General features: G+C 70.7%; 24 protein-coding genes. 10 read left to right on the top strand and 14 right to left on the bottom strand.

Annotated elements, in window-relative coordinates:
- Window positions 1-12 precede the first annotated feature (12 nt).
- A complete protein-coding gene (gene mltA / locus WG903_RS04515) occupies window positions 13-1,137 on the bottom strand; it encodes a murein transglycosylase A (protein WP_340073031.1) in 1,125 nt (374 codons plus the stop codon).
- Between mltA and WG903_RS04510 the strand changes: the two genes are divergently transcribed.
- On the top strand, window positions 1,136-1,261 hold the full coding sequence (locus tag WG903_RS04510; protein ID WP_340073030.1) for a hypothetical protein: 126 nt from the start codon (window positions 1,136-1,138) through the stop codon (window positions 1,259-1,261). The two genes, mltA and WG903_RS04510, sit on opposite strands and share 2 nt — an antisense overlap.
- Here WG903_RS04510 and WG903_RS04505 read toward each other — a convergent pair.
- Genes WG903_RS04505 through WG903_RS04490 form a run of 4 tightly spaced genes read right to left on the bottom strand, consistent with a single transcriptional unit; the run spans window position 1,258 to window position 8,854 of the window.
- On the bottom strand, window positions 1,258-1,884 hold the full coding sequence (locus WG903_RS04505; RefSeq protein ID WP_340073029.1) for a response regulator transcription factor: 627 nt from the start codon (window positions 1,882-1,884) through the stop codon (window positions 1,258-1,260). The genes WG903_RS04510 and WG903_RS04505 overlap by 4 nt on opposite strands.
- A 1-nt stretch (window position 1,885) precedes the next feature.
- The gene (locus WG903_RS04500; protein ID WP_340073028.1) at window positions 1,886-3,943 is read right to left on the bottom strand and encodes a two-component system sensor histidine kinase NtrB; all 2,058 of its coding nucleotides are present in this window, start codon (window positions 3,941-3,943) and stop codon (window positions 1,886-1,888) included.
- Entirely contained in the window at window positions 3,940-4,743 is an 804-nt protein-coding gene (locus WG903_RS04495) for a carbon-nitrogen hydrolase family protein (protein ID WP_340073027.1), read from the bottom strand. Before WG903_RS04495 ends, WG903_RS04500 begins: the two co-directional genes overlap by 4 nt.
- A 10-nt stretch (window positions 4,744-4,753) precedes the next feature.
- A complete protein-coding gene (locus tag WG903_RS04490) occupies window positions 4,754-8,854 on the bottom strand; it encodes a YhdP family protein (RefSeq protein WP_340073026.1) in 4,101 nt (1,366 codons plus the stop codon).
- 24 nt (window positions 8,855-8,878) lie between these two features.
- On the opposite strand from WG903_RS04490, the gene glnE reads away from it, so the two are divergent.
- The gene (gene glnE / locus WG903_RS04485) at window positions 8,879-11,617 is read left to right on the top strand and encodes a bifunctional [glutamate--ammonia ligase]-adenylyl-L-tyrosine phosphorylase/[glutamate--ammonia-ligase] adenylyltransferase (protein WP_340073025.1); all 2,739 of its coding nucleotides are present in this window, start codon (window positions 8,879-8,881) and stop codon (window positions 11,615-11,617) included.
- Here the strand turns inward: glnE and rfaE2 are convergent.
- Together rfaE2 and WG903_RS04475 are read right to left on the bottom strand one after the other, a co-directional pair.
- The gene (gene rfaE2, locus WG903_RS04480) at window positions 11,614-12,090 is read right to left on the bottom strand and encodes a D-glycero-beta-D-manno-heptose 1-phosphate adenylyltransferase (RefSeq protein ID WP_340073024.1); all 477 of its coding nucleotides are present in this window, start codon (window positions 12,088-12,090) and stop codon (window positions 11,614-11,616) included. The genes glnE and rfaE2 overlap by 4 nt on opposite strands.
- A complete protein-coding gene (locus tag WG903_RS04475; RefSeq protein WP_340073023.1) occupies window positions 12,087-12,953 on the bottom strand; it encodes a ferritin-like domain-containing protein in 867 nt (288 codons plus the stop codon). The genes rfaE2 and WG903_RS04475 overlap by 4 nt, the downstream gene beginning before the upstream one ends.
- A 77-nt stretch (window positions 12,954-13,030) precedes the next feature.
- Here WG903_RS04475 and WG903_RS04470 point away from each other — a divergent pair, with 77 nt between their 5' ends.
- Entirely contained in the window at window positions 13,031-13,594 is a 564-nt protein-coding gene (locus WG903_RS04470) for a glutathione peroxidase (RefSeq protein ID WP_340073022.1), read from the top strand.
- A 279-nt stretch (window positions 13,595-13,873) separates the two neighbouring features.
- On the opposite strand, the gene WG903_RS04465 is transcribed toward WG903_RS04470, so the two are convergent.
- Window positions 13,874-14,488: a glutathione S-transferase N-terminal domain-containing protein gene (locus WG903_RS04465; RefSeq protein ID WP_340073021.1), complete on the bottom strand. Its 615-nt coding sequence runs from the start codon at window positions 14,486-14,488 to the stop codon at window positions 13,874-13,876.
- Between the two features lie 100 nt (window positions 14,489-14,588).
- Here WG903_RS04465 and purB point away from each other — a divergent pair, with 100 nt between their 5' ends.
- Together purB and WG903_RS04455 are read left to right on the top strand one after the other, a co-directional pair.
- On the top strand, window positions 14,589-15,968 hold the full coding sequence (purB, locus tag WG903_RS04460; protein ID WP_340073020.1) for an adenylosuccinate lyase: 1,380 nt from the start codon (window positions 14,589-14,591) through the stop codon (window positions 15,966-15,968).
- Between the two features lie 4 nt (window positions 15,969-15,972).
- Window positions 15,973-16,533 (top strand): YaeQ family protein, encoded by a 561-nt coding sequence (locus WG903_RS04455; RefSeq protein ID WP_340073019.1) that lies wholly within the window; start codon window positions 15,973-15,975, stop codon window positions 16,531-16,533.
- On the opposite strand, the gene WG903_RS04450 is transcribed toward WG903_RS04455, so the two are convergent.
- Together WG903_RS04450 and WG903_RS04445 are read right to left on the bottom strand one after the other, a co-directional pair.
- Complete coding sequence (locus WG903_RS04450) at window positions 16,526-16,828, bottom strand: DUF2007 domain-containing protein (RefSeq protein WP_340073018.1); 303 nt, start codon at window positions 16,826-16,828, stop codon at window positions 16,526-16,528. The genes WG903_RS04455 and WG903_RS04450 overlap by 8 nt on opposite strands.
- Window positions 16,828-17,241 carry a DUF3717 domain-containing protein gene (locus WG903_RS04445; protein ID WP_340073017.1) on the bottom strand — a complete coding sequence of 138 codons (414 nt, stop codon included), beginning with the start codon at window positions 17,239-17,241 and terminating at the stop codon, window positions 16,828-16,830. The genes WG903_RS04450 and WG903_RS04445 overlap by 1 nt, the downstream gene beginning before the upstream one ends.
- Window positions 17,242-17,512: 271 nt before the next feature.
- Here WG903_RS04445 and WG903_RS04440 point away from each other — a divergent pair, with 271 nt between their 5' ends.
- Genes WG903_RS04440 through WG903_RS04430 form a run of 3 tightly spaced genes read left to right on the top strand, consistent with a single transcriptional unit; the run spans window position 17,513 to window position 19,074 of the window.
- Window positions 17,513-18,199, top strand: a complete 687-nt coding sequence (locus WG903_RS04440) for a TerC family protein (protein ID WP_340073016.1) — start codon at window positions 17,513-17,515, stop codon at window positions 18,197-18,199.
- 18 nt (window positions 18,200-18,217) lie between these two features.
- On the top strand, window positions 18,218-18,676 hold the full coding sequence (locus WG903_RS04435) for a hypothetical protein (RefSeq protein WP_340073015.1): 459 nt from the start codon (window positions 18,218-18,220) through the stop codon (window positions 18,674-18,676).
- Window positions 18,677-18,717: 41 nt separating this feature from the next.
- Complete coding sequence (locus tag WG903_RS04430) at window positions 18,718-19,074, top strand: phage holin family protein (protein WP_340073014.1); 357 nt, start codon at window positions 18,718-18,720, stop codon at window positions 19,072-19,074.
- On the opposite strand, the gene WG903_RS04425 is transcribed toward WG903_RS04430, so the two are convergent.
- Window positions 19,042-20,520, bottom strand: a complete 1,479-nt coding sequence (locus WG903_RS04425) for a M48 family metalloprotease (protein ID WP_340073013.1) — start codon at window positions 20,518-20,520, stop codon at window positions 19,042-19,044. The two genes, WG903_RS04430 and WG903_RS04425, sit on opposite strands and share 33 nt — an antisense overlap.
- Complete coding sequence (gene tfpZ / locus WG903_RS04420; RefSeq protein WP_340073012.1) at window positions 20,520-21,278, bottom strand: TfpX/TfpZ family type IV pilin accessory protein; 759 nt, start codon at window positions 21,276-21,278, stop codon at window positions 20,520-20,522. Before tfpZ ends, WG903_RS04425 begins: the two co-directional genes overlap by 1 nt.
- Window positions 21,279-21,342: 64 nt before the next feature.
- On the opposite strand from tfpZ, the gene moaC reads away from it, so the two are divergent.
- A complete protein-coding gene (moaC, locus tag WG903_RS04415) occupies window positions 21,343-21,819 on the top strand; it encodes a cyclic pyranopterin monophosphate synthase MoaC (RefSeq protein WP_340073011.1) in 477 nt (158 codons plus the stop codon).
- Here moaC and WG903_RS04410 read toward each other — a convergent pair.
- Window positions 21,809-23,422, bottom strand: coding sequence for a PglL family O-oligosaccharyltransferase (locus WG903_RS04410; RefSeq protein ID WP_340073010.1), 1,614 nt, complete (start codon window positions 23,420-23,422; stop codon window positions 21,809-21,811). The two genes, moaC and WG903_RS04410, sit on opposite strands and share 11 nt — an antisense overlap.
- A complete protein-coding gene (locus WG903_RS04405; protein ID WP_340073009.1) occupies window positions 23,415-24,563 on the bottom strand; it encodes a glycosyltransferase in 1,149 nt (382 codons plus the stop codon). Before WG903_RS04405 ends, WG903_RS04410 begins: the two co-directional genes overlap by 8 nt.
- Before the next feature lie 33 nt (window positions 24,564-24,596).
- Here WG903_RS04405 and WG903_RS04400 point away from each other — a divergent pair, with 33 nt between their 5' ends.
- Window positions 24,597-25,592, top strand: a complete 996-nt coding sequence (locus tag WG903_RS04400; RefSeq protein ID WP_340073008.1) for a glycosyltransferase family 4 protein — start codon at window positions 24,597-24,599, stop codon at window positions 25,590-25,592.
- Window positions 25,593-25,597 lie beyond the last annotated feature (5 nt).

Here is a 25,597-nt window from a genome sequence, read left to right as displayed (position 1 = left end):
CACGCCGCCAGCTCAGCGGGGCTGCAGCACCCACAGTTTCAGCGGCTGGCGCAGGCGCCCCGCGAGTTCGCCCGCTTCCGCACCCCATCCGGTGAAGTAGTCGGCGCGCACGCCGCCGACGATGGCGCTGCCGGTGTCCTGCGCGAACACCAGCCGCTGCAGGCTCACCACGGGCCCCGCGGAAACCAGCCACACCGGCGTGCCGTAGGGGATGCTGTCCTTGTCCACCGCGATCGAGCGCCCCGGCGTGAGCGGCACGCCCTGCGCGCCGCGCGGGCCGGCCGATGCATCACCCTCGGGCAGCGGCTCCTCGCGGAAGAACACGTAGCGCGGGTTGCTCCACAGCATCTCGTTGACGCGGCCCGGGTTCTGCGCGGCCCACGCCTTGATGCCGGGCCACGAGGCGTCGCGGATCGCGCCCTGCTGCAGCAGCCAGTTGCCGACGCTGCGGTAGGGCTGCTCGTTGGTTCCGGCGAAGGCGAGGCGCACGGTGCGCTGCGTGCCGTCGGGTTCGGTGATGCGCAGGCGCGCCGATCCCTGGATCTGCACCACCAGCGCATCGAGCGGGTCGGCGAGCCACGCGATCTCGCGGCCGCGCAGCTGCGCGCGCGCCTCGGGCAGCGTGTCGATCTCCTCGCGCGTGTACCAGGGCCGGCGGCTGGCGAGCGTCGCGGGCGGGCGGTACAGCGGCGCGGCGTTGCGTGCGGTCGCCACGCGCGTCGCTTCCAGGAGCGGTTCGTAGTAGCCCGTGAGCAGGCCGTCGGCGGGGCCCGCGAGCGGCTCGACGCGGTAGGGCTGCAGCTTCTCGAGCATCCACGCGCGCTGCTCGTCGGCCGATGCGATCGACAGGCGCCGCACGTCGCCGCACAGGCGCGCCCAGTTCGCGGGCGGGCGTTCGCAGCCCTTGAGCCACGCGTTCCAGGCGTCGTAGAGGGCGTCGTCGGCGAAGCCCGGCAACTCGCTCCACGCCACGGGCACCCAGCGGCTCTTCGGCATCGTGACGACGTCGCCCGTCACCGCGGGAGCGCTCGTCGCGGGCGATGCCGGCCGCGGCGCTTCGTCCATCGGCGGCAGCGGCACCGAGGCGCAGCCGGCCAGCGTTCCTACAATCGCGAGCCATGCGAAGGACCGTGCCATGTGGGTGATTCTGCTCGAAGCGCTGCTCGCGCTGGCGCTGCTGCTGCTGATCGTGTGGTGGACCATGTTCGCCGGGCGCAAGGGCGGCGAGCCCCCGCGCGACGAAGACAAGGGGAAGGACTAGGCCCCGCGCAGCAGGTTGGCGAGCTCCACCGCCGACTTCACTTCCATCTTGTCGAACACGCGCGCGCGATGCACTTCCACCGTGCGCACGCTGATGTCGAGCTGGTCGGCGATCAGCTTGTTGGGCAGGCCCTCGACCACCAGCCGCATCACGTCGCGCTCGCGTTCGGTCAGCTCGGCCAGGCGCGCCTGCACCGCGCCCTTCGCGCGCCGCGCGTCCAGCACGCCTTGCGAAAGCTTGAGCGCCTGCTCGATGCGGTCGACCAGCGCGTTGTCGGAAAACGGCTTCTCGCAGAAGTCGAAGGCGCCGCGCTTGACCATGTCGACCGCGGTCGGCACGTCGGCGTGGCCGGTCAGGAAGATCACCGGCATCAGCTCCGTCAGGCCGCGCTGCACCAGCTTGTCGAACAGCGCCAGGCCGCTCATGCCGGGCATGCGCACGTCCAGCAGCAGGCAGCACGGCTGCGCGGGCGCCCAGCCGCGCGCCAGCATCTCGTCGAATTCCTCGGCGCCGCCGTACGACTCCGACAGCAGGTGCCGCGAGCGCAACAGCCACGCCAGCGCCTCGCGCACGCTTGCATCGTCGTCGACGATGAACACGAGGGCGTTTTGCGAAGGTTGCATGTCAGGGGGTCGCAGCCGCCAGCGCGCGGGCGTCGACGGGAAGCGTGAACCGGAAAATCGTACCCGTGGGGCGGTTGGGCTCGAATGCGAGGAATCCCCCATGCTGCTCGACGACCGTGCGGCACAGCGACAGGCCCAGGCCCATGCCTTCGGTCTTGGTCGTGAAGAAGGGCGTGAACAGCTGCTGCTGCACCTCGGCCGGGATGCCCGGGCCGACGTCCGCCACCGAGAACTCCAGCCACGCCATGCCCGGGGCCAGCGAGGCGCCGCCGGCCCTGCGCACCTCGATCAACAGAGAGGGCTGCGCGACGCCGCTTTCGTCCATGGCCTGCATCGCGTTGCGCGCGAGGTTCAGCAGCACCTGTTCGACCATCGTGCGGTCCACCAGCACCGGCGGCAGGCTGGCGTCGACGTGCGTTTCGACGCGCACGCCCAGCTTGCGTGCCTGCAGCGACACCAGCGGCATCACCGAATCCACCAGCGCATCGGGCGCGATCGGCTCGCGCTCCTTGTCGCGGCGGCGCACGAAGTCGTGCACGCTCTTGATCACCTTGCCGGCGCGCTCGGCCTGTTCGGCGATGCGCTTCATCGCCACCTCGATGTCGCCGATGGACTCGTCACCGCCCGCCGTCACCTGCGACTTCAGCAGGTTGAGCGACCCCGTCGCGTAGCTGGAAATCGCGGCGAGCGGCTGGTTCAGCTCGTGCGACAGCAGCGACGCCATCTCGCCCACGGTGGCCAGGCGCGCGGTGGCCTGCAGCCTTTCCTGGCTGGCGCGCGACAGCTCCTCGACGCGGCGCTGCTCCGACAGGTCGAGGAAGGCGCTCATCCAGCCGGTCTGCACGCCGTTGTGGTTGATCAGCGGCGCCTCGATCACCAGCACCGGGAAGCGCGTGCCGTCCTTGCGCATGAAGATGGACTCGAAGCCTTCGCGCGGCGGGCTGTGGCGGCCCGACAGGCGCCGCTCCTGCCGCTTGGCGTAGTCGCTCGCGAATTCCGGCGGCCAGTACGGCGCCGGCGTGGCCTTGCCCAGGAGCTCGTCGGGGCCGAAGCCCACCATCGCGCAGAAGGCCGGGTTGACGTAGGTGGTGCGGCCCTGCAGGTCGCGCGCGCGCAGGCCCGTCACCAGCGAGTCCTCCATCGCCTTGCGGAAGGCCAGCGCGTCGGCCAGGTCGCGCTCGGCGCGCAGGCGCCGCTGCGTGTCCTTGCCCAGCAGCCACAGCACCACGAGGAGGGCGATCGCCATCGCCGTGAGGATGGCCGTGAGCACGTTGGGAAACAGCTGCGGCGCCGCACGCCAGCTGTCCATGCGCAGCACCACCGTGTTGCCCGGCAGGTCCAGGAGCTGCTGCCCCGTGAAGATGTGGCTGCCGCGCCGCGCGGCGCCGCGCAGCGCCAGGCGCGTGCCGTCGGCCTCGGTGAACGAGATGTCGTGGCTGTGCGCGAGCTGCGGCTCGATCAGGTGGTTCAGCACCTCGGCGAGCGAGTAGCTGGCGATGACGTAGCCGGTGAGCTGGCCGGCGGTGGCCTGCGGCAGGCACAGCTCCATCACCTCGATGCCCAGGCCGTCCATCTGCGGCACGAAGTAGCTGGTGGAATACGCCGGGCCGGTCAGGCGCCGCGCCGCCGCGCAGGCGAGGTTGATGTCGCCCTGCGAGGCCCCGCGGCCCAGGCGCGTGAACACCGGCGGGCGGAAGGGCGTGTCCACCGCCGCCACCACCTTCATCGTGGCGTCGCGCCACTCCAGCCGCATCCACTCGCGGTGGCTGCGCAGCAGCGCCTGCGCCTCCTGCGTCCACGCGGCGGGCGTCGCGTTGCTCGAATGCAGCGCCTGCAGCGTCTGCACGTTGCGCGTGAGGCCGGCGCGGATGTCGTTGGCGGCGTCGAAGGTGTCGCGCTCGACGCGGCCCTGCTCCATGCTCGTCTCGTAGCGCCCGGCCAGCCACACCAGCGTGGCCAGCATGCCGGCCACCAGCAGCACCAGCAGCGCCCACAGCGACAGGCGCGTGTGCGCCGAGCGCCAGCGCGCAAGGGCGGCCAGGGCCGGTTCGCGCTTCATAGCACGCGGTGCTCCAGCGCCGGCAGTTGCTGGCGCACCTGCGCCAGGCGTTCGGCGTCGAGCTCGGCGAGCACCACGCCGGCGCCGCTCTCGCGCTGCGCCAGCACCACGCCCCAGGGGTCGACGACCATGCTGTGGCCCCAGGTGCGGCGGCCGTTCTCGTGCGTGCCGCCCTGCGCCGGCGCGACGACGTAGGCGAGGTTTTCCACGGCGCGGGCGCGCAGCAGTGTTTCCCAGTGCGCCTGCCCGGTGACGTGGGTGAAGGCGCTGGGCACCAGCAGCACGTCGGCCGCCAGGCGCCGGTACAGCTCCGGGAAGCGCAGGTCGTAGCACACGGACATGCCGATGCGCCAGGTGCGTCCGCCGCCCTCGATGTCGAACGCGACCGCGTCGCCGCCGCTTTCGATCACGCGCGACTCGTCGTAGCGCTCGCGGCCGTTGTCGAAGCGGAACAAATGGATCTTGTCGTAGCGCGCGAGCCGCTCGCCCTGCGCCGAGAAGGCGAGGCAGGCGTTGCGCACGTGCGCGTCGTCGCCGGCTTCCAGCGGCAAGGTGCCGCCGACGATGGCCATGCGCAGCTGGCGCGCCGCATCCTGCAGGAAGCCCTGGATCGGGCCGTCGCCGAAACGCTCGCGCACCGCCAGCTTGTCGCCGTCCTTGTGGCCCATGAAGCAGAAGTACTCGGGCAGCACGGCCAGCTGCGCGCCCGCGCCCGCCGCTTCTTCCAGCAGGGCGCCGGCCGTGCGCAGGTTGGCCTCCACCGAGACGCCCGAGACCATCTGGAGTGCGGCAACCTTCATGGCCCCCACTCTAGTTCGTATTGGGCGGTTTCGGCGCATCCGCCTGCGCCTCGCCCTTCTTGCCGACGCGGTTCACGCGGGGGTCGGTCCAGGTGCCGTCGATGTGGAACTCCTGGGTGTTGGCGCGAATGAGCGGCTGGCGCAGCACCAGTTGCGCAAGGAAGGTGCCCAAGCCGATGGCGGGGTTGATGGCCGCCGCCACCAGCGAGGCCGTGCCGGCGTTGATCTCCGGCACCACCACCACCTTGAGGTCCTGCGTCTCCTTCTGGATGTCCGCGCGGCCCTCCATCAGGACGGCGGCGTTCAGGCCCTTCATCTGCAGGTTGTTGGTGGCGGCGATGCCGTCCCGGATGGTGACGTCGCCGCGGATGAAGTCGAACGCGAAGCCCTCGGTGAAGACGTCGCGAAAGTCGAGCGCGAGGCGCCGCGGCAGCGACTGCAGGCTCAGCACGCCCAGCAGCTTGGCCAAGCCCGGGTCGGCCTTGAGGAACTGGCCGGCCTCGATGCCGACGTTGAAGGCGCCGTCCATGCTGCCGTAGTTGAACGCCAGCGGCGAGCCGATCCACGCCACCTGCCCTTCCATCTTGCCCTTGCCGCGGCGCATCACGTCCTTCATGCCGAAGCGCGCGAGCAGCTGGCCCGAGTCGGCGATGTCCAGGCGGAAGCGCATGGCGGTGCGCATGCGTTCCGGGGTGCGCGCGCCCGCCGCGCGGGCGGGTCCGGGCACGGCCTGCGCGTTGAGCGCCGCCCAGTTGCCGGTGGCCGAGAAATTCGCCTCGGGCATCGTGAGGTTCAGCTTGTTCAACCGCCATTCGCGCGCGCCTTGCGCGCGGTTGGCCGCCTCGATCTCGAGGCGCCCCAGCTTCTTGCCGCGCAGCTCGAAGTCGTCCACCACGACGTCCAGCGCCGGCAGCGCCGTGGGCTGGTCGTCGAGCAGCGACTCCACCTCCTTCGTGGCCGACGCGCCGAGCGACAGGCGCGTCAGGCGTGCAAACAGGCGCCCGCCGGCCGCTGCGGACGAAGGGCGGTACTCGGCAAAGCCGTTGAGCTCGTTGGCGTCGAGGTTCAGGCGCCACGTCGCGCCGTCGCGTGTGGCGCCGACGACGACGTTGTGCAAGGTGCGGCCCTGCGCGACGAGTTCCTTCGCCCGCACGGCCATGATGGTGGGCAGGTAGCTGCCGGGTGCGGCGGATGCCCCGGGCGCGGCCGCCGCGGCGGCGCGTGCCGGCGGCGCCAGCAGCTCGTCCCACTGGTCCAGGTTCACGCTGGCGAGGTTGATGTTGGCCGCGATGCCCTGCTCCGGCATCGCCACGCCTTCGCCGGCCGCCAGGCCCACGCCGATCGTGCCGCGCAGCACGCGCGTCTCGGGGCCCGACACGTCGCGCAGCAGGTTCACCGACACGAGGCGGCCCGCCTCGAAGGTCAGCTGGTCCTGCAGCCGCCCGGCCTGCGCCTCGTGCGGCAGCGCCAGCGCCTCGCGCGTCAGCGCGTTCTCGTAGCGCAGTGGCAGCACCGCGTCGGGGGCCTTGTTCAGGGGCGCCGGCAGGTTCAGGCCCAGGCCCTGCAAGCTGCTGGTGACGGTGACCTCGGGATGGCCGCGCCGGAACATCACGTTGACCGCATAGGGCGTGCCGCCGCTGGCGTCGCGCGCGAGACGCGCCACCGCGCCGAGCTCACGCGCCTGGCGCAGGCCCTCGGCGGTGGCCGTGCCCTGCGCGCGGATCACGATGACGGTGTCGGGCGAGCGCGGCGCCGCCGGCCGCGTGCCGCCTTCGATCTTCACATCGCCGCCGAGCGAGCGGGCGGTGGCGCCGTTGATGGCGAAGCCCTTGTCGCTGAACGTCACGCTGCCGCGCGAGCGTGCGAGCAAAGGCGTTTCGGGCGTGACCTGGATGTCGTTGCCCGGGAGCACCACCGTGCCTTGCACCTTGGACTTGTCGACGGCCGCGAGGGGCACTTCGAGCTTGAGCTTGACGTCGGCGTTGCCGCTGCCGGTGGCCTTCGCGAGGGCCTGGTTCAAGTAGTCGTTCACGGGCGATCCGTTGACGATGGCCAGCGCCTCACCCAGCGGGCCGTGGAACTCGGCGCCGACGGCCACCACCGTCTGGTCCAGGTCCGGGATCTGCGCGTCGGCCTTGACCTGCAGCGTGGGTGCGCCGGTGAGCAGGCCCTTCGCGTTCTTCACCTGCATGCCCTGGCGCTCGAACAGCAGCTCGCCCGACAGCTGCGTGAGCGCGGGCCAGGCCGGCCCGCCCTTCGTGAGCGAGCGCGGCACGAAGGCATAGGTGGCGTTCTGCACGTCGGCGGTGACGCGGAACTCGCCCTGCTTCGCGTTGCGGAAGGGGAAGTCGGCGAGGTTGCCCTTGACGCGGAACTTCGCGTTGGCCGCCACGGCCGACACCACCGATTCGCGCACGTAGTCGCGCGCGGACTTGGGCACGCCCAGGGGCAGGTAGCGCCACACGCGGCTGCCGTCGGCGCGCGCGAGGCTTGCCTGCAGGTCCAGCACGCCGGGGAAACGCTGCGCGCCATCGGCCGTGCGCCAGCGCACCTGGCCTTCGCCGTTCGCGTCGGCGTTGGTGAACTTCAGGTTGTTGAGCGACACCGAGATCGCGTTGCCGTCCAGCTTCCACTGCACGTCGGTGGCGAGTTCGTCGAGCGTGACCATCGGCTCCTCGAACACGCCGGGCAAGTCGAGCGAGCCGCGCCGCACCTCCAGCTTGCCCTTGCCGCCGGCCTGCGTCAGCTCGAAGTCGATGGTGGCCCCGCGCACGCCGGGCGTGGACCCACGGGCCGGCTGCGTGCCGCTGGCCGCCTGCGCCGGCCGCGCCGCGATCTCCAGGGCGCTCGCGCGGCCGCGGCCCTCGTACGACTGCAGCGCGTCGAGCGGGCCCTGCCACTTGGCGTGCAGCGCATCGACCATGCCCTTGGGCGCGAACTCCTGCAGCGCGCGGTGCGTGGCCGGCCCGAGCGGCAGGCGCGTGGCGACCTGGCCGAGCGCGTTCAGGTCCAGCTTGTCGGCGCGGATCTCGCCGCGCGGCGGCTGCGAGCCCTCGGCGTCGGTCCAGCTGACGAACACGTTGCCGCCCGGCCAGCGCACGCCGTCGGGCGTGGCGAACTGCAGCTGCTGCGTCTCGAATTCGAAGCCGGTGGCCAGGCGCTGGCCGCCGATGCGGCCCGACACCGAGGTGAGCTGCAGCGGCGGCAGCTTGGGCGCCAGGCGCGTGTTGACGTCGGCCAGCTCCACGTCGGCGGTGCCGCCCACCACCTGGCCGTTGGCGACGTCGGCCCAGGCGCGCACCGCGCCGTGGCCGGCGCTGACCTCGATGCCCAGGTTGGAATAGCGGCGCAGCTGCGAGACGTCCACGCGCGCGAAGTCGCCGTGCACCTGGCCCTGCCAGTCCTGCCAGCGCGCGCCGCCGTGCGCGAGCAGCGGCTCGCGGAAGATGCCGCGCAGCGAGAAGCGGTCGCCCCATTCGCGCGGCGGCGTCGCGTCGATGCGGATGGCGTGGCGCCGGCCGCCGTTGCGCATGACGAATTCCACGTTGGACAGCTGCAGCGGCTGCGCGCGGCGCAGTTCGTCGGTCCAGCGCACGGTGCCGCCGCGGATGAAGAATTCGGCCTGCGAGAAGAACCAGTCGGCGGCGCCCGCGTCGTCGTCGGGGCGCCGCGACACGTCCAGCCCGGCGACGAAGATGCGGCCGGTGCGGTCGCGGCGGATGTCCAGCTCGGGCCGGTCGATGTAAAGCTGCTCGAACCCCAGGTTCAGCAGCGAGCGCGGCGACACCGCGCCGAGCACGCGCGGCAGGCGCAGGGCGGGCCGGCCCGAGGGGTCGAGCAGCAGCACGTCGCTGAGCTCGAAGGTGGGCATCAGGCCCTCGGTCACGGCCTCGATGCGGCCGATGCGGACCTCAATCCCCAGCGCGCGCGAAGCCCGCATTTCCAGCTCGGGGCGCAGCTCGCCGATTCGCGGCACAATGAAAGCATGAAGGGCACCCCATGCCAGCGCCAGCACCAGCCAGGCGGCCAGCAGCAGCCACAACACGCCTTTCGCGAGGGCTGCGAGCGCCTGCAGGCGGCGTGAGGGCAAGGGCGGCAGGCGGGCGTACATGAAAACTTCGGCGTGTCAGGAATTATGACCCCCGGCCATCGCATGGGTTCAGTGGCGGAGGTGGAAGAACGCCTGTCGGACCACTCGCGTTTCGCCCAGCGCCTGCGCCGCCGCTATGCCGGCGAACTCGCCCTGCTGCCTCCGGGCCCCCCGGTCCACGACACCTTGCGCCGCTGTTACGACAGCCTGCGCACTGCCGGCCACGAGCCGGGCACCGCCCTGCGCATCCTGCGCCAGCTGGCGATGGAGCGCCTGATCGCGCTCGACTGCGACGAAGGCGCGCCGCTGGCCACCGTGACGCGCGCCGTCACCGAGCTGGCCGAGTTCGCGCTCGACATCGCCTGCGCCGAGGCCTGCCGCACGCTCGATGCGGAGCACGGCGCGCCGCTGGCGCCCGGCGGCGGCCGCGCGCAGCTGTGGGTGGTGGGCATGGGCAAGCTGGGCGCGCGCGAGCTCAACGTCTCCAGCGACATCGACCTGGTCTACGTCTACGACCACGACGGCGACACGGCCGGTGTGGCGGGGCGCGGGCGCATCACCAACCACGAGTACTTCGTGAAGGCGGTGAAGATCGTCTTCGGCCTCGTGGGCGACACCACCGAGCACGGCTTCGTCTTCCGCGTCGATTTGGCGCTGCGCCCCAACGGCAACTCCGGCCCGCCCGTGGTGTCGCTGGGCGCGCTGGAGGACTACTTCATGGCGCAGGGGCGCGAGTGGGAGCGCTTTGCCTGGCTCAAGAGCCGCGTCGTCGCCCCGCGCGCGGCGGTGGAGGACTGCTCGGCGCAGGCCCTGCGCGGCGCCGTGCTGCCCTTCGTGTTCCGCCGCTACCTCGATTACAACGTGTTCGACTCGCTGCGCGTGCTGCACCGGCAGATCCGCGAGCATGCCGCGCGCCGCAGCGCCGGCCGCCCCGAGCGCGCCAACGACGTCAAGCTCTCGCGCGGCGGCATCCGCGAAATCGAGTTCATCGTGCAATTGCTGCAGGTGGTGCGCGGCGGCCAGTACCCCGAGCTGCGCACGCGGCCCACCCTGCAGGCGCTGCAGCGCGTCGCCGCCGCGGGGCTTATGCCCGAGGCCACCGCGCAGTCGCTGGCCAAGGCCTACGAATTCCTGCGCCGCGTCGAGCACCGCATCCAGTACCTGGACGACCAGCAGACGCACGTGCTGCCCCTGGGCTGCCGCGAGGACGACGGCGACCTCACCTGGATCGCGAAGACCATGGGCTTCGCCGATTGCTGCCCCTTCCTGCACGAGCTGGACAGCCACCGCGAGTTCGTGGCGCAGGAGTTCGACACGCTCCTGGGCGGCGCACAGGAGTGCAAGGGCTGCGTCGGCCCCAAGGGCAACGGCAAGCCCGCGCCCGAGCTCGACACCCTGCTGGAGGAATTGCCCGCGCAGCTGCGCGAGCGCGTGGCGCAGTGGCGCAACCACCCACGCGTGCTGGCGCTGCGCGAGGACGCGCGCGCCCGCCTGGTGCGGCTGCTGGAGCGTACCAGCCAGTGGCTGGTCGAAGGCCGCGTGAGCGAGGAGGCCGCGCTGCGCATGGCCGACTGGATCGAGCCGCTCTTGCGCCGCGAGAGCTACCTCGCCTTGCTGTGGGAGCGCCCCGGCGTGCACGAGCGCCTGCTGCGCCTGCTGGGCGCGGCGCGGTGGCCGGCGCGCTACATCCTGCAGCACCCGGGCGTGATCGACGAGCTGGCGAGCGAGCAGCTCTATTCCGAGAGCTTCAACGCGGAGGAATTCGAGGTCGACCTGGAAGACCGCCGCCGCGCGCTGCAGATCACGGGCGAGGACGACGACGAGCAGCTGCTGAACCTGCTGCGCCGCGCGCACCACGCCGAGATGTTCCGCACGCTGGCGCGCGACGTCGACGGGCGCCTCACGGTGGAACAGGTGGCCGACGAGCTGTCGGCGCTGGCCGATTCGGTGCTGCGCGTGACCGCGCGCTGGTGCTGGCAGCGCCTGAAGCAGGCCCATCGCGAGGAGCCGCGCTTCGGCATCATCGGCTACGGCAAGTTGGGCGGCAAGGAGCTGGGCTACGGCAGCGACCTGGACATCGTGTTCGTCTACGAGGACGAGGACGAGCGCGCCCCCGAGGCCTATGCCGCCTTCGTGCGCAAGCTGATCAACTGGCTGTCGACCAAGACCGCCGAGGGCGACCTGTTCGAGATCGACACCGCCCTGCGGCCCAACGGCAGTTCGGGCCTGCTGATCACCACCTTCGAGGCCTACGCCAACTACCAGCAGCAGCGCGGCAGCAACACGGCGTGGACCTGGGAGCACCAGGCCATGACGCGCGCGCGCTTCGTCTGCGGCGCCCGCTCGATGGCGCAGCGCTTCGACGCGGTGCGCGAAGCGGTCATCACCGCGGCACGTGATGCCGATGCGCTCAAGCGCGAGATCGTCGCGATGCGCGAGAAGGTGCGCGCCGCGCACCCGGTCAAGCGCGACCGCTTCGACGTCAAGCACAGCCCCGGCGGCATGGTCGACGTCGAATTCGCCGTGCAGTTCCTGGTGCTGTCGCAGGCATCGGTGCACCGCGAGCTGATCCCGAACGTCGGCAACATCGCGCTGCTGCAGCGCGCGGAAGATGCGGGCCTCCTGCCCCACGGTGTCGGTGCCGCCGCCGCGGCCGCCTACCGCGAGCTGCGCCGCGTGCAGCACCAGGCGCGGCTGAACGAGGAGCCGACGCACCTGCTGCCGGCCGCGATGGAAAAGGAAGAACAGGCCGTCCTGGCCCTGTGGCGCGCCGTCTTCGGCTAGCTGCCGCGGATCCGGTTCACGAGCGAAGTCGTCGAATACCCGTCGACGAAGGGGAGGGCCAGGGCCTTGCCGCCGTAGCCGAGCACGAAGCGCGCTTCTTCCAGCGTGTCCATGTCGTAGTCGCCGCCCTTCACCAGCACCGCCGGCCTGAGTTCGTGCACCAGCTGCAGCGGCGTGTCCTCGTCGAAGAAGGTGACCAGCGAGACCGATTCGAGCGCTGCCAGCATCGCGGCGCGGTCGTCCTCGCGGTTGAGCGGCCGCTCGGGGCCCTTGCCCAGGCGCCGCGCCGACGCGTCGGTGTTGATGGCGACCACCAGGCTCGCGCCCAGTGCACGCGCGTGTTCGAGGTAGGTGGCGTGGCCGCGGTGCAGCACGTCGAAGACGCCGTTGGTGAAGACCACCGGCTGCGCCAGCCGCGCCACGCGCGCGGCCGCTTGCGCGCGCGGGACGATCTTGTCGGCGAAGGAGGTCACGCCGCGCTGGGCAACGCGCCGCCGCCGGCCGAGCCGAGGCTGGCGGCGATCTCCTTGCGGTAGCGATTGAGCTCCTGCACGCTCTTGAAGCTGCGGTCCATCAGCAGCGACATGTTGTGCAGGATGCGCTCGACCACCTTGTTCTCCCACACGGAGTCGAAGTTGATCTGCTTGTCCAGCCACTGCTCGAGCCACTCGGGGTCGGGCAGGCGCGACTGGATGGTGTCGCGCGGGAACAGCAGCTTGTTCACGTGCAGGTTGGTCGGGTGCAGCGCCTGCGCCGTGCGCCGTGCGCTGGCCATGAGCACGCCGATCTTGGTGAAGGCGGCCTTGGCTTCGAGGCCGAAGTTGTCGAGCGCGCGCTTCATGTAGCGCAGGTAGGCGCCGCCGTGGCGCGCCTCGTCCTGCGACAGCGTGGTGTAGATGTGCTTGATGACCGGCTCGGTGTGCCATTCGGCCGCGCGGCGGTACCAGTGGTTCAGGCGGATCTCGCCGCAGAAGTGCAGCATCAGCGTCTCGAGCGCCGGCGCCGGCTCGAACTCGAAGCGCACCTCGTGCAACTCCTGTTCGGTGGGCGCGAGGTCGGGGCGGAAGCGCTTGAGGTATTCCATCAGCACCAGCGAGTGCTTCTGCTCCTCGAAGAACCAGATCGACATGAACGCGGAGAAGTCCGAGTCGTCGCGGTTGTCACGCAGGAACATCTCGGTGGCCGGCAGGGCCGACCACTCGGTGATGGCGTTCATCTTGATCGTCTGGGCCTGCTCGTCCGACAGCTTGTCGGCCTCGAAGCTCGCCCAGGGAATGTCCTTGTCCATGTCCCAGCGGACGGACTCGAGCTGCTTGAAGAGTTCGGGGTAGAGCATGGTCTTTCCGGGGGCGAATCCCTCATTTTAGTTCGCAAGGTGAAAATGGCCTGACAACGATCCGACGAGGACCTGCGATGTTGAGAACTTTTCGCTTCGCTTCGGCGCTGGCGCTGGTGCTCCTCTTCGGTGCACAGGCCGCGCGGGCGGCCGATGCGGCCTGTCCGGCTGCCCTCGCGCACACCTTCCCCCGCCTGCAGGACGAGAAGCCCCAGGCCCTGTGCCAGTACGCCGGGAAGGTGGTGCTGGTGGTCAACACCGCCAGCTACTGCGGCTACACGCCCCAGTACAAGGGGCTGGAGGCCTTGCACGACAAGTACAAGGGCCGGGGCCTGGTCGTGCTGGGCTTTCCCTCGAACGACTTCGAGCAGGAAAAGGGCAGCAACAAGGAGATCGCGGACTTCTGCGAGAACACCTACGGCGTGAAGTTCCCGATGTTCGCGGCCTCGCACGTGAAGGGCGCGCGGGCCAATGCCCTGTACAAGCAGCTCGCGCTCGCCACCGGGCAGGAGCCCCAGTGGAATTTCTGGAAGTACCTGGTGGGACGCGACGGCAAGGTGCTCGCCGCCTACCCGAGCCAGGTCACGCCCGAAGACCCGAAGCTGCTGGCGGCGATCGAGCGCCAGCTGGCGGCGCGCTGAGGTCAGGCCGCTGCAAGCTCTGTACGCGCAGCGACACAAAAATTTACCCAAGCGTTGCCGACGGGGCTGGAACCGCGCGGGATCATCCCCACTCTCAAAAGTGGCGAGGGACTCCTATTTCTGCTGCGAAGCCTTCCGGCCCCGGCCGGTTTGCAATCCCGAGGCGACTCTTCTCCTCCTCCCTCCCTCCCTCTTTCGTTTCGGGGCGCTTCGCAGCGTTTTTATTCCGCAGAAAGCAAGAAACCGCCCGAGGGCGGTTTTTTGTTGGGCACGCGGCGCTCAGGCGGGCTTGGTGTCGGTGAAGCTCGCGCGCGTCATCAGCTTGTCATGCAGTTTCGCGAGATTGGGGTAGGGCTCGCGCCAGTCGATCTGCGGGAAGCGGAAATCCAGGTAGCCCAGCGCGCAGCCCACGGCGATGTCGGCCAGGCTCAGGTAGATGCCGGCGCAAAAGGGTTTGTCGCCCAGACCCTGGCTCATGGCCTTGACGCTGCCGTTGATCTTGGCGAGCTGCCGGTCGATCCACGCCTGGCTGCGCTCGCTTTTCTTGCGGCCGGCCCAGTTGGCCTCCAGGCGCGCGGTGATCGCGGCGTCGCACACGCCGTCGGCCAGCGCCTCCCAGGTCTTCACCTCGGCGCGCTCGCGCCCCACCGCGGGAATGAGCTTGCCCACCGGCGACAGCGTGTCGAGGTATTCGACGATGACGCGGGAGTCGAAGAGGGCCTCTCCGCCTTCCATCACCAGGCAGGGCACCTTGCCTAGCGGGTTGGATTCGGCGATGCGGGTGTCGGCGGACCAGACGTCCTCGAGCACGAATTCGTAGTCCAGCTTCTTCTCGGCCATGACGATGCGCACCTTGCGCACGTACGGGCTGGACGTCGCTCCGATCAATTTCATGGACAAGTTTTCTTCCCGTGGCTGTTCGAGTTGTGGGCCGGTCCATTTTACCGAGCGGCTCGCGCCCGGGCGTGTCATGTGACCCTCCTAAAATCGGGGCATGACGCTTTCGACCATCTCCGCGCTGTCGCCGTTGGACGGCCGCTACGCCGCCCGCCTCGCGCCGCTGCGCCCGCTGATGAGCGAGCACGGCTACATGCACAAGCGCGTGCAGGTCGAGGTGTGCTGGTTCATCGCCCTGTCGGACGCCGGCTTCGCCGAGTTCAAGCCGCTCACGCCCGGCGCCCGCACCTACCTGCTCGGGCTGGTGAAGAACTTCTCCGAGGCCGACGCGCGCGCCATCAAGGAGATCGAGAAGACCACCAACCACGACGTCAAGGCCGTGGAGTACTGGGTCAAGTCGAAGTTCGAGGCACGCCCCGAGCTGAAATCCGCAAGCGAGTTCGTGCACTTCGCCTGCACCAGCGAGGACATCAACAACACCAGCCACGCGCTGCAGCTCAAGGGCGCGCGCGACCAGGTGCTGCTGCCGGCGCTGGACGCGCTGGTGTCCACGCTGCGCGACATGGCGCACGCCTACGCCGACGTGCCCATGCTGTCGCGCACGCACGGCCAGACCGCCAGCCCCACCACCGTGGGCAAGGAGATCGCCAACGTGGTCGTGCGCCTGGCCGCTGCGCGCGAGAAGATCGCCGCGGTCAAGCTGCTGGGCAAGATGAACGGCGCGGTGGGCAACTACAACGCACACATTGCCGCCTGGCCCGACTTCGACTGGGAAGCTTTCGCGCGCAAGGTGGTGGAGACGCCCGAGCCGCTGGGCCTGGGCCTCGTGTTCCAGCCCTACAGCATCCAGATCGAGCCGCACGACTACATGGCGGAGTTCTTCGACGCCGTCGCGCGCGCCGACACCATCCTGGTGGACTTCGCGCGCGACGTGTGGGGCTACATCAGCCTGGGCTACTTCAAGCAGCGCCTGCGCGAGGGCGAGATCGGCTCGTCGACGATGCCGCACAAGGTCAACCCGATCGACTTCGAGAACGCCGAGGGCAATTTCGGCCTGGCCAACGCGCTGCTCAAGCACCTGTCGGAGAAGCTGCCGATTTCGCGCTGGCAGCGCGACCTGACGGACTCCACGGTCCTGCGCAACATGGGCGTGGCGCTCGGTTACGCGCTGCTCGGCTACCACTCGATGCACGTGGGCCTGGGCAAGCTGGAATTGAACCGCGAGGCCATCGACGCCGACCTGGCGAATGCCTGGGAAGTGCTGGCCGAGCCGATCCAGACCGTCATGCGGCGCTTCCACCTGCAGGGCGCCTACGAGAAGCTCAAGGAAGCCACGCGCGGCAAGTCGGTGCGCGCGGAGGACCTGCACGCGCTCGTGCGCAGCCTCGACATCCCGCAGGTCGAGAAGGAGCGCCTGCTGGCGATGACACCGGCCAGCTACGTCGGCAAGGCCGCCGAACTCGCACGGCGCTGCTGAAGCCGTGGCGCTGAAGTCCACCGTCTTCAAGGCAACGCTGGCCGTTGCCGACATCGACCACGGCTACTACGCCGACCACGCGCTCACCATCGCGCGCCACCCGAGCGAGACCGACGAACGCATGATGGTGCGCCTCGCGGCGTTCGCGCTGAACGCGCACGCGGTGCAGACCGTGTGCAACGGCGACGCGACGCTCGGTTTCGGCGCCGGGCTGTCCACGCCCGAAGACCCGGACGTGGTGCTGCGCGACTTCACGGGCCGCACGCGCCTGTGGATCGAAGTGGGCCAGCCCGAGGACCGGCCGGTCGCGAAGGCTTGCTCGCAGGCCGACGCGGTGGCGGTGTACGCCTATTCGAATGCGGCGGAGATCTGGTGGCGCGGCATCGAGGGGAAGCTCGCGCGGCTGGCGCACCTGGCGGTGTGGCGCATCCCGGCCGCGCAGTCGCAGGCGCTCGAAGCACTGGCGCAGCGAACGATGCAGCTGCAGGCCACGATCCAGGAAGGGCACCTGATGCTGGGCGATTCGCGCACCAGCGTCGACGTCGAGCCGCAGCGCCTCAAGTAGGCATCCAGGCGCCGCAGCTCCAGCACTGCTCGAAGCCGCCCTCGACCATCTCGCCGCAACCGCAGAGCCAGCGCCGCTGCGGCACCCGCGCGAGGTCGTGAAGCAGCGTGCGCGCCTGCGCCTCCTGCTCCTCGTGCATGAGCCACACCTCGGGCAGGCACTGGTCGGGCGGCAGGTCGCCGGCGATGGCGCCCAGGTAGTAGCGCTGCATGGTCGCCTCGATGCCGGCCTGCCGCAGGGCATCGACCCAGAGCGCGCAGATCGCGATGTTGGGCGCCCGGGTCAGCCGCAGCATCAGGCGGCTTTCTTCAGGACCCGCTCGGCGTAGCGGTTGAAGCGCCAGGCGCCGCCGTGCAGCGTGATGCGTCGCCACGTGACGCGCTTTTCGGCGGGCGTCATTTCGCCCCAGAGCTTCACCTCCTCGAAGGTGCGGCCGCAGCCCTTGCACTGTTCGTCGCCCTGGCTGGTCGAACAGATCGCGATGCAGGGCGTGTCGGGCGTCGTCTGGTACCAGGCTTTCCACGCTTCGTAGGCGTCGCGCGGCATGCCGTGCTCATCCGCTTCGTCGAAGCGGTGGTACACCATGAGCGCGTACACCTCGGCCAGCGCGCGCAGCTCCGGCGCCAGCGTGATGCCGTCGGGCGAGGGCTTGAGGGCCCGCCAGTGGTTGATGGCGGCCTCGATGTCCGTGATGTGGATGCCGGCCATCGGGACAATGGTAGCGCCGAGTGGAAACACGTACACCCCGGCACCCCCCGTTTGTGCTGTAATGGTCACACGAAGGGGAGTAGCTCCAATTCGGCGATGTCGTCATTACGAGGCCTGCGAGGGCCTCCGGCGCGCCGGGCCATTCCAACATACTCCTGCCGAGCAAGACCTTCGACTGGGAACCCGCGTGGGTTCGGTCGAGGGTTTTTTTGCGCCTGCGACCGATCCTGCACGGGCTGAAAAACGCTCGGACAACAGGAGAAACGTTCGCATGGAATTCTTCACCACCGCGTGGTGGTCGGCGCTGGCCGCCATCATCCTCATCGACCTTGTACTGGCCGGGGACAACGCGATCGTCATCGCGCTGGCCGCCCGGAACCTGCCCAGCACGCTCAAGAAACGGGCCATCGTCTGGGGCACCGTCGGCGCCATCGTCGTGCGCGCCGCCATGACCGTCGGCGTCGTCTGGCTCCTGCGCGTGCCCGGCCTGATGCTGGCAGGCGGCATCGGCCTGCTGTGGATCGCCTACAAGCTGCTGGCCGAACCTTCGGAAGACAAGGACCACGGCGTGCCCGCGACCTCTTTCTGGGGCGCGATGAAGACCATCGTCATCGCCGACGCGCTCATGGGCGTCGACAACGTGCTGGGTGTCGCCGGCGCCGCGCACGGCGACTTCATCCTCGTGATCATCGGCCTGGTGGTCAGCGTGCCCATCGTCGTCTTCGGCAGCACCGTCGTGCTCAAGCTGGTCGAGCGCTTCCCGCTGATCATCCACGCCGGCGCCGCCGTCCTGGCCTGGACCGCCGCGCGAATGATCATCCACGAGCCCATGCTCGACGAGATCTTCGACGAAGCGGCGCTGCGCTGGCTCACCTACGCCGCCGCGATCGCCGGTGTGCTTGCCGCCGGCCACTGGGCCGCGACCCGTGTCTCCCACCGCCCCTCCATCAACGCCTGACAACAAGGAGCAACGACCATGGAAACCATCATCGTCTACATCGACGAAGCCGACTGGGCGCTGCAGCAGCTCGCGCCGATGGCCTGCACGGAGGGCGCGCCCGCGTCCCGCTGGGTGCTGGTCGCCTGCCCGCCGCGCATGGCGCACCACGTGAGCAAGTGGCTGACGCACGCGGCCCGCAAGGCCTGGCGCGAGAAGTGGTCGGGCGCGATCTTCGCGCAGGTCGAGCCGATCCTGCGCAAGCGCGGGCACACGACGGTGCGCGTGATCGCCAAGGGCCCGCTGCCGGAGCTGACGCAGGACCTCGTGCGCCAGCACGCCGCCGTGCACGTGCTCGACGCGCGCCGGCCGAAATTCGGCCAGCCGCTGGCGCCGGTCTCGGAGGAACAGCAGCAACCGGGCGGCAACAAGGGCCAGTGGGAGGTGCCCGCGGCCGTCGCCGGCATGGGCGCCGTGCTGCTGCTCGCCGCCGACTAGGGGCTCGCGCCCCGCCATGGGCGCGGTGTATAACCGCGCCCATGCTGAAGATCCTCGCGAAGTGGCTGCTCCTTGCCTCGGCGCTGCTCTTCGTCGCCTACGTCTACGAAGGCGTGGTGGTCAAGAGCTTCGGCTCGGCGATGCTTGCGGCCTTCGTCCTCGGCCTGCTGAACACCATCGTGCGGCCGGTGCTGGTGGTGCTCACGCTGCCGGTCACGGTGCTGACCGTGGGGCTGTTCCTCTTCATCATCAACGCCCTGATGTTCTGGGCGGCGGCCGAGCTGCTCGACGGCTTCCAGGTGCGCGGCTTCCTCGCCGCCTTCATCGGCTCGCTGATGTACTCGGTGCTCGGGCTGATCGTCGACTCAGCGCTCGAGAGCCTGTTCGCGAAGAAGTGACTGCATCTCGCGCGCGCGGGCGTCGATGATCGACGCCTCGATGTGGTCGCGCGCGCTGGTGCCGCGGCGCAGCAGCTCCTGCGCGGCGCGCAGCCGGTCCAGCGCCGCCTGCCAGTCCAGGCGCGCGGCCTGCACTTCGGCCTCGGCACGCACCGCCCGCAACGTCTGCCCCTGCGCGGCATGGGCCTGCGCCAGCAGCTGCCACATGTAGGCGTCCCTGGGGTTGAGCGAGACGAAGGTCTGCAGCCGTTCGGCCGCGGCCCCGGCCTGCCCGCTGCGCATGCGCGCCTGCGACGACAGCACCAGCTCGGGCCGCGCGGGGTCGGCGAGCGCCAGCGCCGGCTGGGCATCGCCCGCGGCCAGCGCGATCTCGGCGGCCAGCAGGCGCGCCTGCCGCGCCGTCTCTTCGTTGCCCGCGGCGAGTTGCGCCAGGCGCGGCAACAGCGCCTGCGCCGCGCGCGCATCGCGCAGCTTCGACTGCGCGAGCGCCGCCGCGTACAGCGCGCCGGCCTCGCGCGCGCGGCTCGCGGGATCGGCGCGCGTGGCGTCGGCCGTCGTGAAGCTGCGCAGCATGTCCACGCCCGGTTCGGACAGCACCTTGGCGCGGCCGGCCATCATCAGGTGCAGCATGTCGGGCGTGCGCGCCGCGCCGGGCGCGGCCAGTTGCATGCGCTGGTGCACTTCGGCGATGCGCTCGGTCGTCATCGGGTGCGAGCGCAGGTAGGGATAGGAGCCGTTGTCGCTCAGGCGCGTGGCCGCCTGCAGCTTCTCGAACATCGACGCCATGCCCTGCGGCTCGAAGCCGGCCTGCGTCGCCACCTGCAGGCCGATGCGGTCGGCCTCGCGCTCCATGTCGCGCGTGTAATTGAGCTGGTTCTGCATGAACAGGGCCTGGCCGCCGACCATCGCGGCCTGCGCGGCGTCGGCGTTGCGGCCCGCCGCGAGGGCCCCGAGGATCATGGCGCCGAGCAGGATCGGCATGTTCTTCTTTTCCTGCGCCATCATCCGCGAGATGTGGCGCTGCGTGACGTGCGTCAGTTCGTGCCCGAGCACCGCGGCGAGCTCGTCGGCGCTGGTGGTGGCGCTGATCAGGCCCAGGTTCAGCCCCAGCCACCCGCCGGGCAGCGCGAACGCGTTGATCGTGCGGTCCTTGCCGAGCAGCACGTCCCAGGCGAAGCGCTCGTCGATGTCGGAGCCGAGGTCGCCGCGCGTGCGCGCCGCCGCCAGCAGGCGCTTCCAGATCCCGAGCACGTACTCGTCGAGCACCGGGTCTTCGATGTAGTCGGGGTCGCGGTACAGCTCCTTGGCCACCTGCATGCCCAGCTTGCGTTCGGCCGACACCGACAGGTCGCCGCCGCCACCCAGCGTGGGCAGTTGCGCCGAGACCGGGGGCGCCATCGCGACCAGGGCCGCGAGGAGGGCGCAGGCGAGGCGGCGCGGTCGCATCAGTACGGGTCCACCGGCGCGAAGCCGACGACGTCGCCGGTGGCCGGCTCGATGAAGGCCACCCAGGCGAGCTTGCGCGAGACGAGCGGCAGGTACTTGGTGCGGGCCGCGTCGCGCCCCAGGCTGGCGAGCGCGGCGTCCAGCGCCGGCGCCTTGGCGGGCATGCGGCGCCGCAGCGCCTCGACCGGCTGCGCCGCCGCCGTCACGCGCGGCCGCGCCTGGTCGTAGGGCTGCCACAGGTCGGGCCGCGCGGCGAGCTGGATGCCTTGCATCGCCACGAGCGTGGCCTGCATGTTCTCGTTGGCGTCGCGGAAGGGCCGCACCGCGAGCAGCGTGGGCCCGCCCCAGGGTTCGGCCTGCACCCCCGGCGGCGTCTGCGCCAGCAGGTCCTCGGGCACGTCGACGCCGTGCACGACGCGCAGCCGGTCGAACTCGAACACCATGTGCACGGGTCGCGCGACGGCCACGGTCCACAGGCCGTAGCCGAGCGCGGCGAGCTGGATGCAGGCGACCACCGACAGGTCCAGGACGAGCTCGCGCCGCGGCTTGGCGAGGTTGAAGATGGTCAGCGTGATGAGCGGCCCCAGGATCACGTCGACGCCGGTGACGATCAGGAACAGCTCGCGGCCGCCCGAGATGTCGCGGTAGGGATAGGGGTACCAGAGCGCGAAGACCAGCGTGGCCGCCAGCGCGGCGATCCCCGCGCTGATGGCGAGGTGGACCAGCGCGGCGCGCAGCCGTTCCTGACCGATGACCATGGCCGTATGATGCATGACGCACGTGAAGGAAACGTAACCGTCACGTGCGAGCCGTTTGGCAGCCATGAGTTCCCTCACCCATTTCGACGCCCAAGGACAGGCCCACATGGTGGACGTCGCCGGCAAGGCCGCGACGCACCGTGTGGCGGTGGCGAGCGGGCGCATCGTGATGCAGCCCGCCACGCTGGCGCTCGTTGAGGGCGGCAACGCCAAGAAGGGCGACGTGCTGGGGGTCGCCCGTATCGCCGGCATCCAGGCCGCCAAGAAGACCAGCGAGCTCATCCCCCTGTGCCATCCGCTGGCGCTCACGCGCGTGGCCGTCGATTTCGCCGTCGTGCGCGACGCGAACGCCATCGACTGCACCGCGACCGTCGAGACGGTGGGGCCGACCGGCGTGGAGATGGAGGCGCTCACCGCCGTGCAGGTGGCGCTGCTGACCGTCTACGACATGTGCAAGGCCGTAGACCGGGGCATGACGATCACCGACGTGCGCGTGCGCGAGAAGCACGGCGGCAAGTCGGGCAGCTTCGTCAATTCCTGACGACGCCCGCCTGCGTCTTCAGCCACAGCGCATGCTCCTTCGGGAACGCGATGCGAAAGCGCGCCAGCAGCGCCGTCGCCGCGTCGCGCTCACCGATCATGGTGGCGCTTTCGATCGCCTTCTCGATCACGCGCGGCTCGGGCGAGTAGTGCAGCATGGCGAGTGACGTTTCGTAGGTCCAGCGCGCGTTGTTGCGCGTGAGCGGGGTGATGGTGAGTTCGGCGAACGATGCGTACTCGCGGAACAGCCACGAGGCGCGGATGTGCGGCAGCGGGTCCTCGCGGTAGGCCGCCAGGCGGTCCTCGGGCGCCAGGTAGATCTGGCTCACGCGCAGGTAGTCCCAGGCGGCATAGCCGACCAGCACCGCCAGGGCCGTGGGCACGACGACGGCCAGCTTCTCGCCCGCAAGCGGCGTGCTGTCGCGCGGCCACAGCACGCCGATCGCCAGGCCCAGCGCGACCTGGAAAGGCGCATACCAGAGCGGGTACTCGAGCAGGCTGTGCATCGCCACGACGGCGAGCACGCCCCAGGCCAGCTGGCGGTCGCTGCCGGCCTCGCGCCAGGGCTGCGCGCGCACCAGCACCACCGCGGCCGCGGCGATCACGAGCAGCGCCGCGGGCAAGCCGAGCTCCACCGCCAGGTGCAAGGGCAGGTCGTGCGCGTTGTCGAGGATGTCGCAGAAGCGCGCGCCGGGGTACAGCGTCATCAGGTGCGCGTAGTCGAGTTCGCCCCAGCCCCAGCCGCCCCAGGGGCGTTCGCGCACCAGGTGCGCGATGTTGGACCACAGGATGGAGCGGCTGCCGCAGGCTTCGGGGCCGGTCACGCGCTCCCACAGGCTCACGCTGGTCACGCCCGACGCGACCGCCAGCAGCCAGGGCAGCAGCACGGCCGCGGCCGCGTACGCGCCGATCGCGCTCGACGCGACCAGGGCCTGCGCCCGCGAGCGCGTCGGCCACAGCATCGCCAGAGCAGCGAGCGCCAGGAACTCGACCAGGCCCGTGCGCGAAGCCGACGCCGCGTTGCCGATGCCGAACCACACGGCCAGCGGCACCGCAAATGCGAGGCGCCAGCCGCCCCGCACCTGCCACAGCACCACCGCGAGGCCGATCGCGGTGAGCGAGGCGAACTGGTTGCGCTGGCGCAGGTTGGCGTAGGCCGTGCCCGCTTCCGTCGCGCTCACCCACGGTGCGAGCGCGCCCGACAGCGCGAAGTACTGCAGCAAGGCCATCGCGGTGCTCAGCGCCGCGGCGATCCACCACGCTGCGGCCAGCGTGCGCACTTGCGACTCGCGCTGCGCCCACGCGCCGACGCCGGCGGCCAGGCCGATCACGGCCAGCGCACCGCCCAGCGCCGCCGGCTCCAGGGGCGACAGGGCCTGCCACGCGCCCAGCGGCACGAGCACGGCGATGGCCAGCAGAGCCGCGCGGCTGAAGGCGCAGCCGGTGAGGACGTTCGCGGCGATCGCGCACGTGGCCCCGGCCAGCCACGGAACGATGGCGCTGGACGGCCCCGGCGCGAACGGCCACAGCCAGGGCAGCAGCAGGAAGGCGCCGACCGCCAGCGGCGCCAGCGCGGCGGCGGACGGGCGCGGCGTTTCAGCCACGGACGACGGCGGCTTCGACCTGCGCCGGGTCGCGCCGGAAGGCATCGAGCGCCAGCGCCAGGCACTCCGCGAACTCGCGGCGGAAGCGCGGCTCGGCAAAGGTCTCGGCCCAGGCGCGGCAGGCGTGCGGGTCGATGGCGGTGGCGTGCGTGTCGAAGTCGCGCACCGCGGCGGCCAGGGCCGCCGGCGTCTGCGCGTCGAACAGCAGGCCGGTGGGCTGCGCCTGCGTGCGCACGTCGCGCACCGTCTCTTCCGAGCCGCCCACGCCGTAGGCGATGACGGGCGTGCCGCAGGCCTGGGCCTCCACGGGCGAGATGCCGAAGTCCTCCTGCGCCGCGAAGATGAAGGCGCGCGCCGCGCCCAGCTGCTGCTGCACCACCTCGTGCGGCTGCCAGCCCATCAGCGTGACGTTGGGCGGGCAGCGCGCCCGCAGCTTCGCCGCCTCGGGCCCGTCGCCGATGACCACCAGCTTGCGGTCGGGCAGCTGGCGGAAGGCTTCGAGCATGAGGTCCACGCGCTTGTACGACACCAGGCGCGACACCGTGACGTAGTGGTCCTCCTTGCGCTCCTGCAGCGCGAAGCGGTCCACCGCCACGGGCGGGTAGACCACGCGCGCGGGCCGCCGGTAGGCGCGCCAGATGCGGCGGCGCACGTGGTGCGAGATGGCCATGAACGCATCGACGTTGTTGGCGCTGGCGCGGTCCCACTGGCGCAGGCGGTGGAACATGTAGCGCGCCAGCATGCCCTTCACGCCACGCTGCAGCCCGTAGTCCTCCAGGTACTGGTGGTGCAGGTCCCAGGCATAGCGCATGGGCGAGTACACGTAGCTCAGGTGCAGCTGTTCGGCGGTGGTGATCACGCCCTTGGCGAAGGCATGCGAGCTGGAGACGATCACCTGCGCGTCGCGCAGGTCGTGCGACTCCACCGCCAGCGCGGTGATGGGCAGGTAGTTCCAGAAGCGCGTGCGCGCGCCGGGGAATTTCTGCAGGAAGGTGGTGCGGATGGCCGCCGCGCCCAGGCGCCGGCGGTTGGCTTCCGAGAGGAAGTCGATGGTGGCGAACACCTGCGCCTGCGGCAGGCATTGCAGGATGGCGCGCAGGCAGTCCTCGGAGCCGCCCCATTCGGTGAGCCACTCGTGCACGACGGCTGCCTTACCATCCGATACTGTCTGTCCGTGCAAACCGTCATCCATTTCGATACGCGCTGGTTCGGCGAACACGGCATCGGCCGCTTCGCCCAGGAGTTGTTCCGGCGGCTGCCGGGGACGGTGCCGCTGCGCATTGCCGGCGGCAAGCTGTCGCCCGTCGATCCCCTCGCCTGCACGCTGGCCGCCTCGCGCCTGCGCGGCGGCCGCTACTTCTCGCCCGGCTTCAACCCGCCACTGTACAGCCCCGTGCCCGTGGTCTTCACGATGTGCGACCTGATCCACCTGCGGGTGGCCAGCGAGTCCACGCCGGTGCGGCGACTGTACTACCGCACCGTGGTACGGCCGGGGGCGCGCCGGGCCGAGCGCATCCTGACGATCTCGGAGTTCTCCCGGCGCGACGTGCTGGAATGGACCGGCGTGCCCGAGGAGCGGGTGGTCAACGTGGGCACGGGCGTGTCGGAGGTGTTCACCCCGGACGGCACGAGGCACGAACCCGGCTTTCCCTACCTGCTGCACGTGGGGCGGCGCGCCAGCCACAAGAACGTCGAGCGGCTCGTGGCCGCCTTCGCGCATTCGCGCGCGCGCGCCACGCACCAGTTGCTGTTCACCGGCCACGCCGACGCCGAAACCGCCGCGCACATCCGCGCGCACGGCGTGCATGGCCAAGTGCAGTTCACAGGCCCCGCGGACGACGCGCGGCTGGCCGCGATCTACCGCGGCGCCACGGCGCTGGTCTTCCCGTCGCTGTACGAGGGATTCGGGCTGCCGGTGGTGGAGGCGATGGCCAGCGGCACGCCCGTGATCACCTCGGACGCCACCGCCACAGCGGAGATCGCGGGTGGCGGGGCTGCGCTGCTGGTGGACCCGCTGCGCGTGGAGGCCATCGCCGAAGCGATCGACCGGCTCGTGGACGACGGCGCGCTGCGCGCGGAACTGGCGCGGCGCGGCATCGCGCACAGCGCCCAGTACACGTGGGAACGTTCGGCCGCGCTCGCCCGGGCCGCGCTCGCCCCCACCGCATAATCGGC

The sequence above is a fragment of the Ramlibacter sp. PS4R-6 genome (assembly GCF_037572775.1).
GTDB lineage: Bacteria > Pseudomonadota > Gammaproteobacteria > Burkholderiales > Burkholderiaceae_C > Ramlibacter.
The sequence above is the reverse complement of the archived record's forward strand: the minus strand, read 5'-3'. Positions and strand labels throughout refer to the sequence as shown.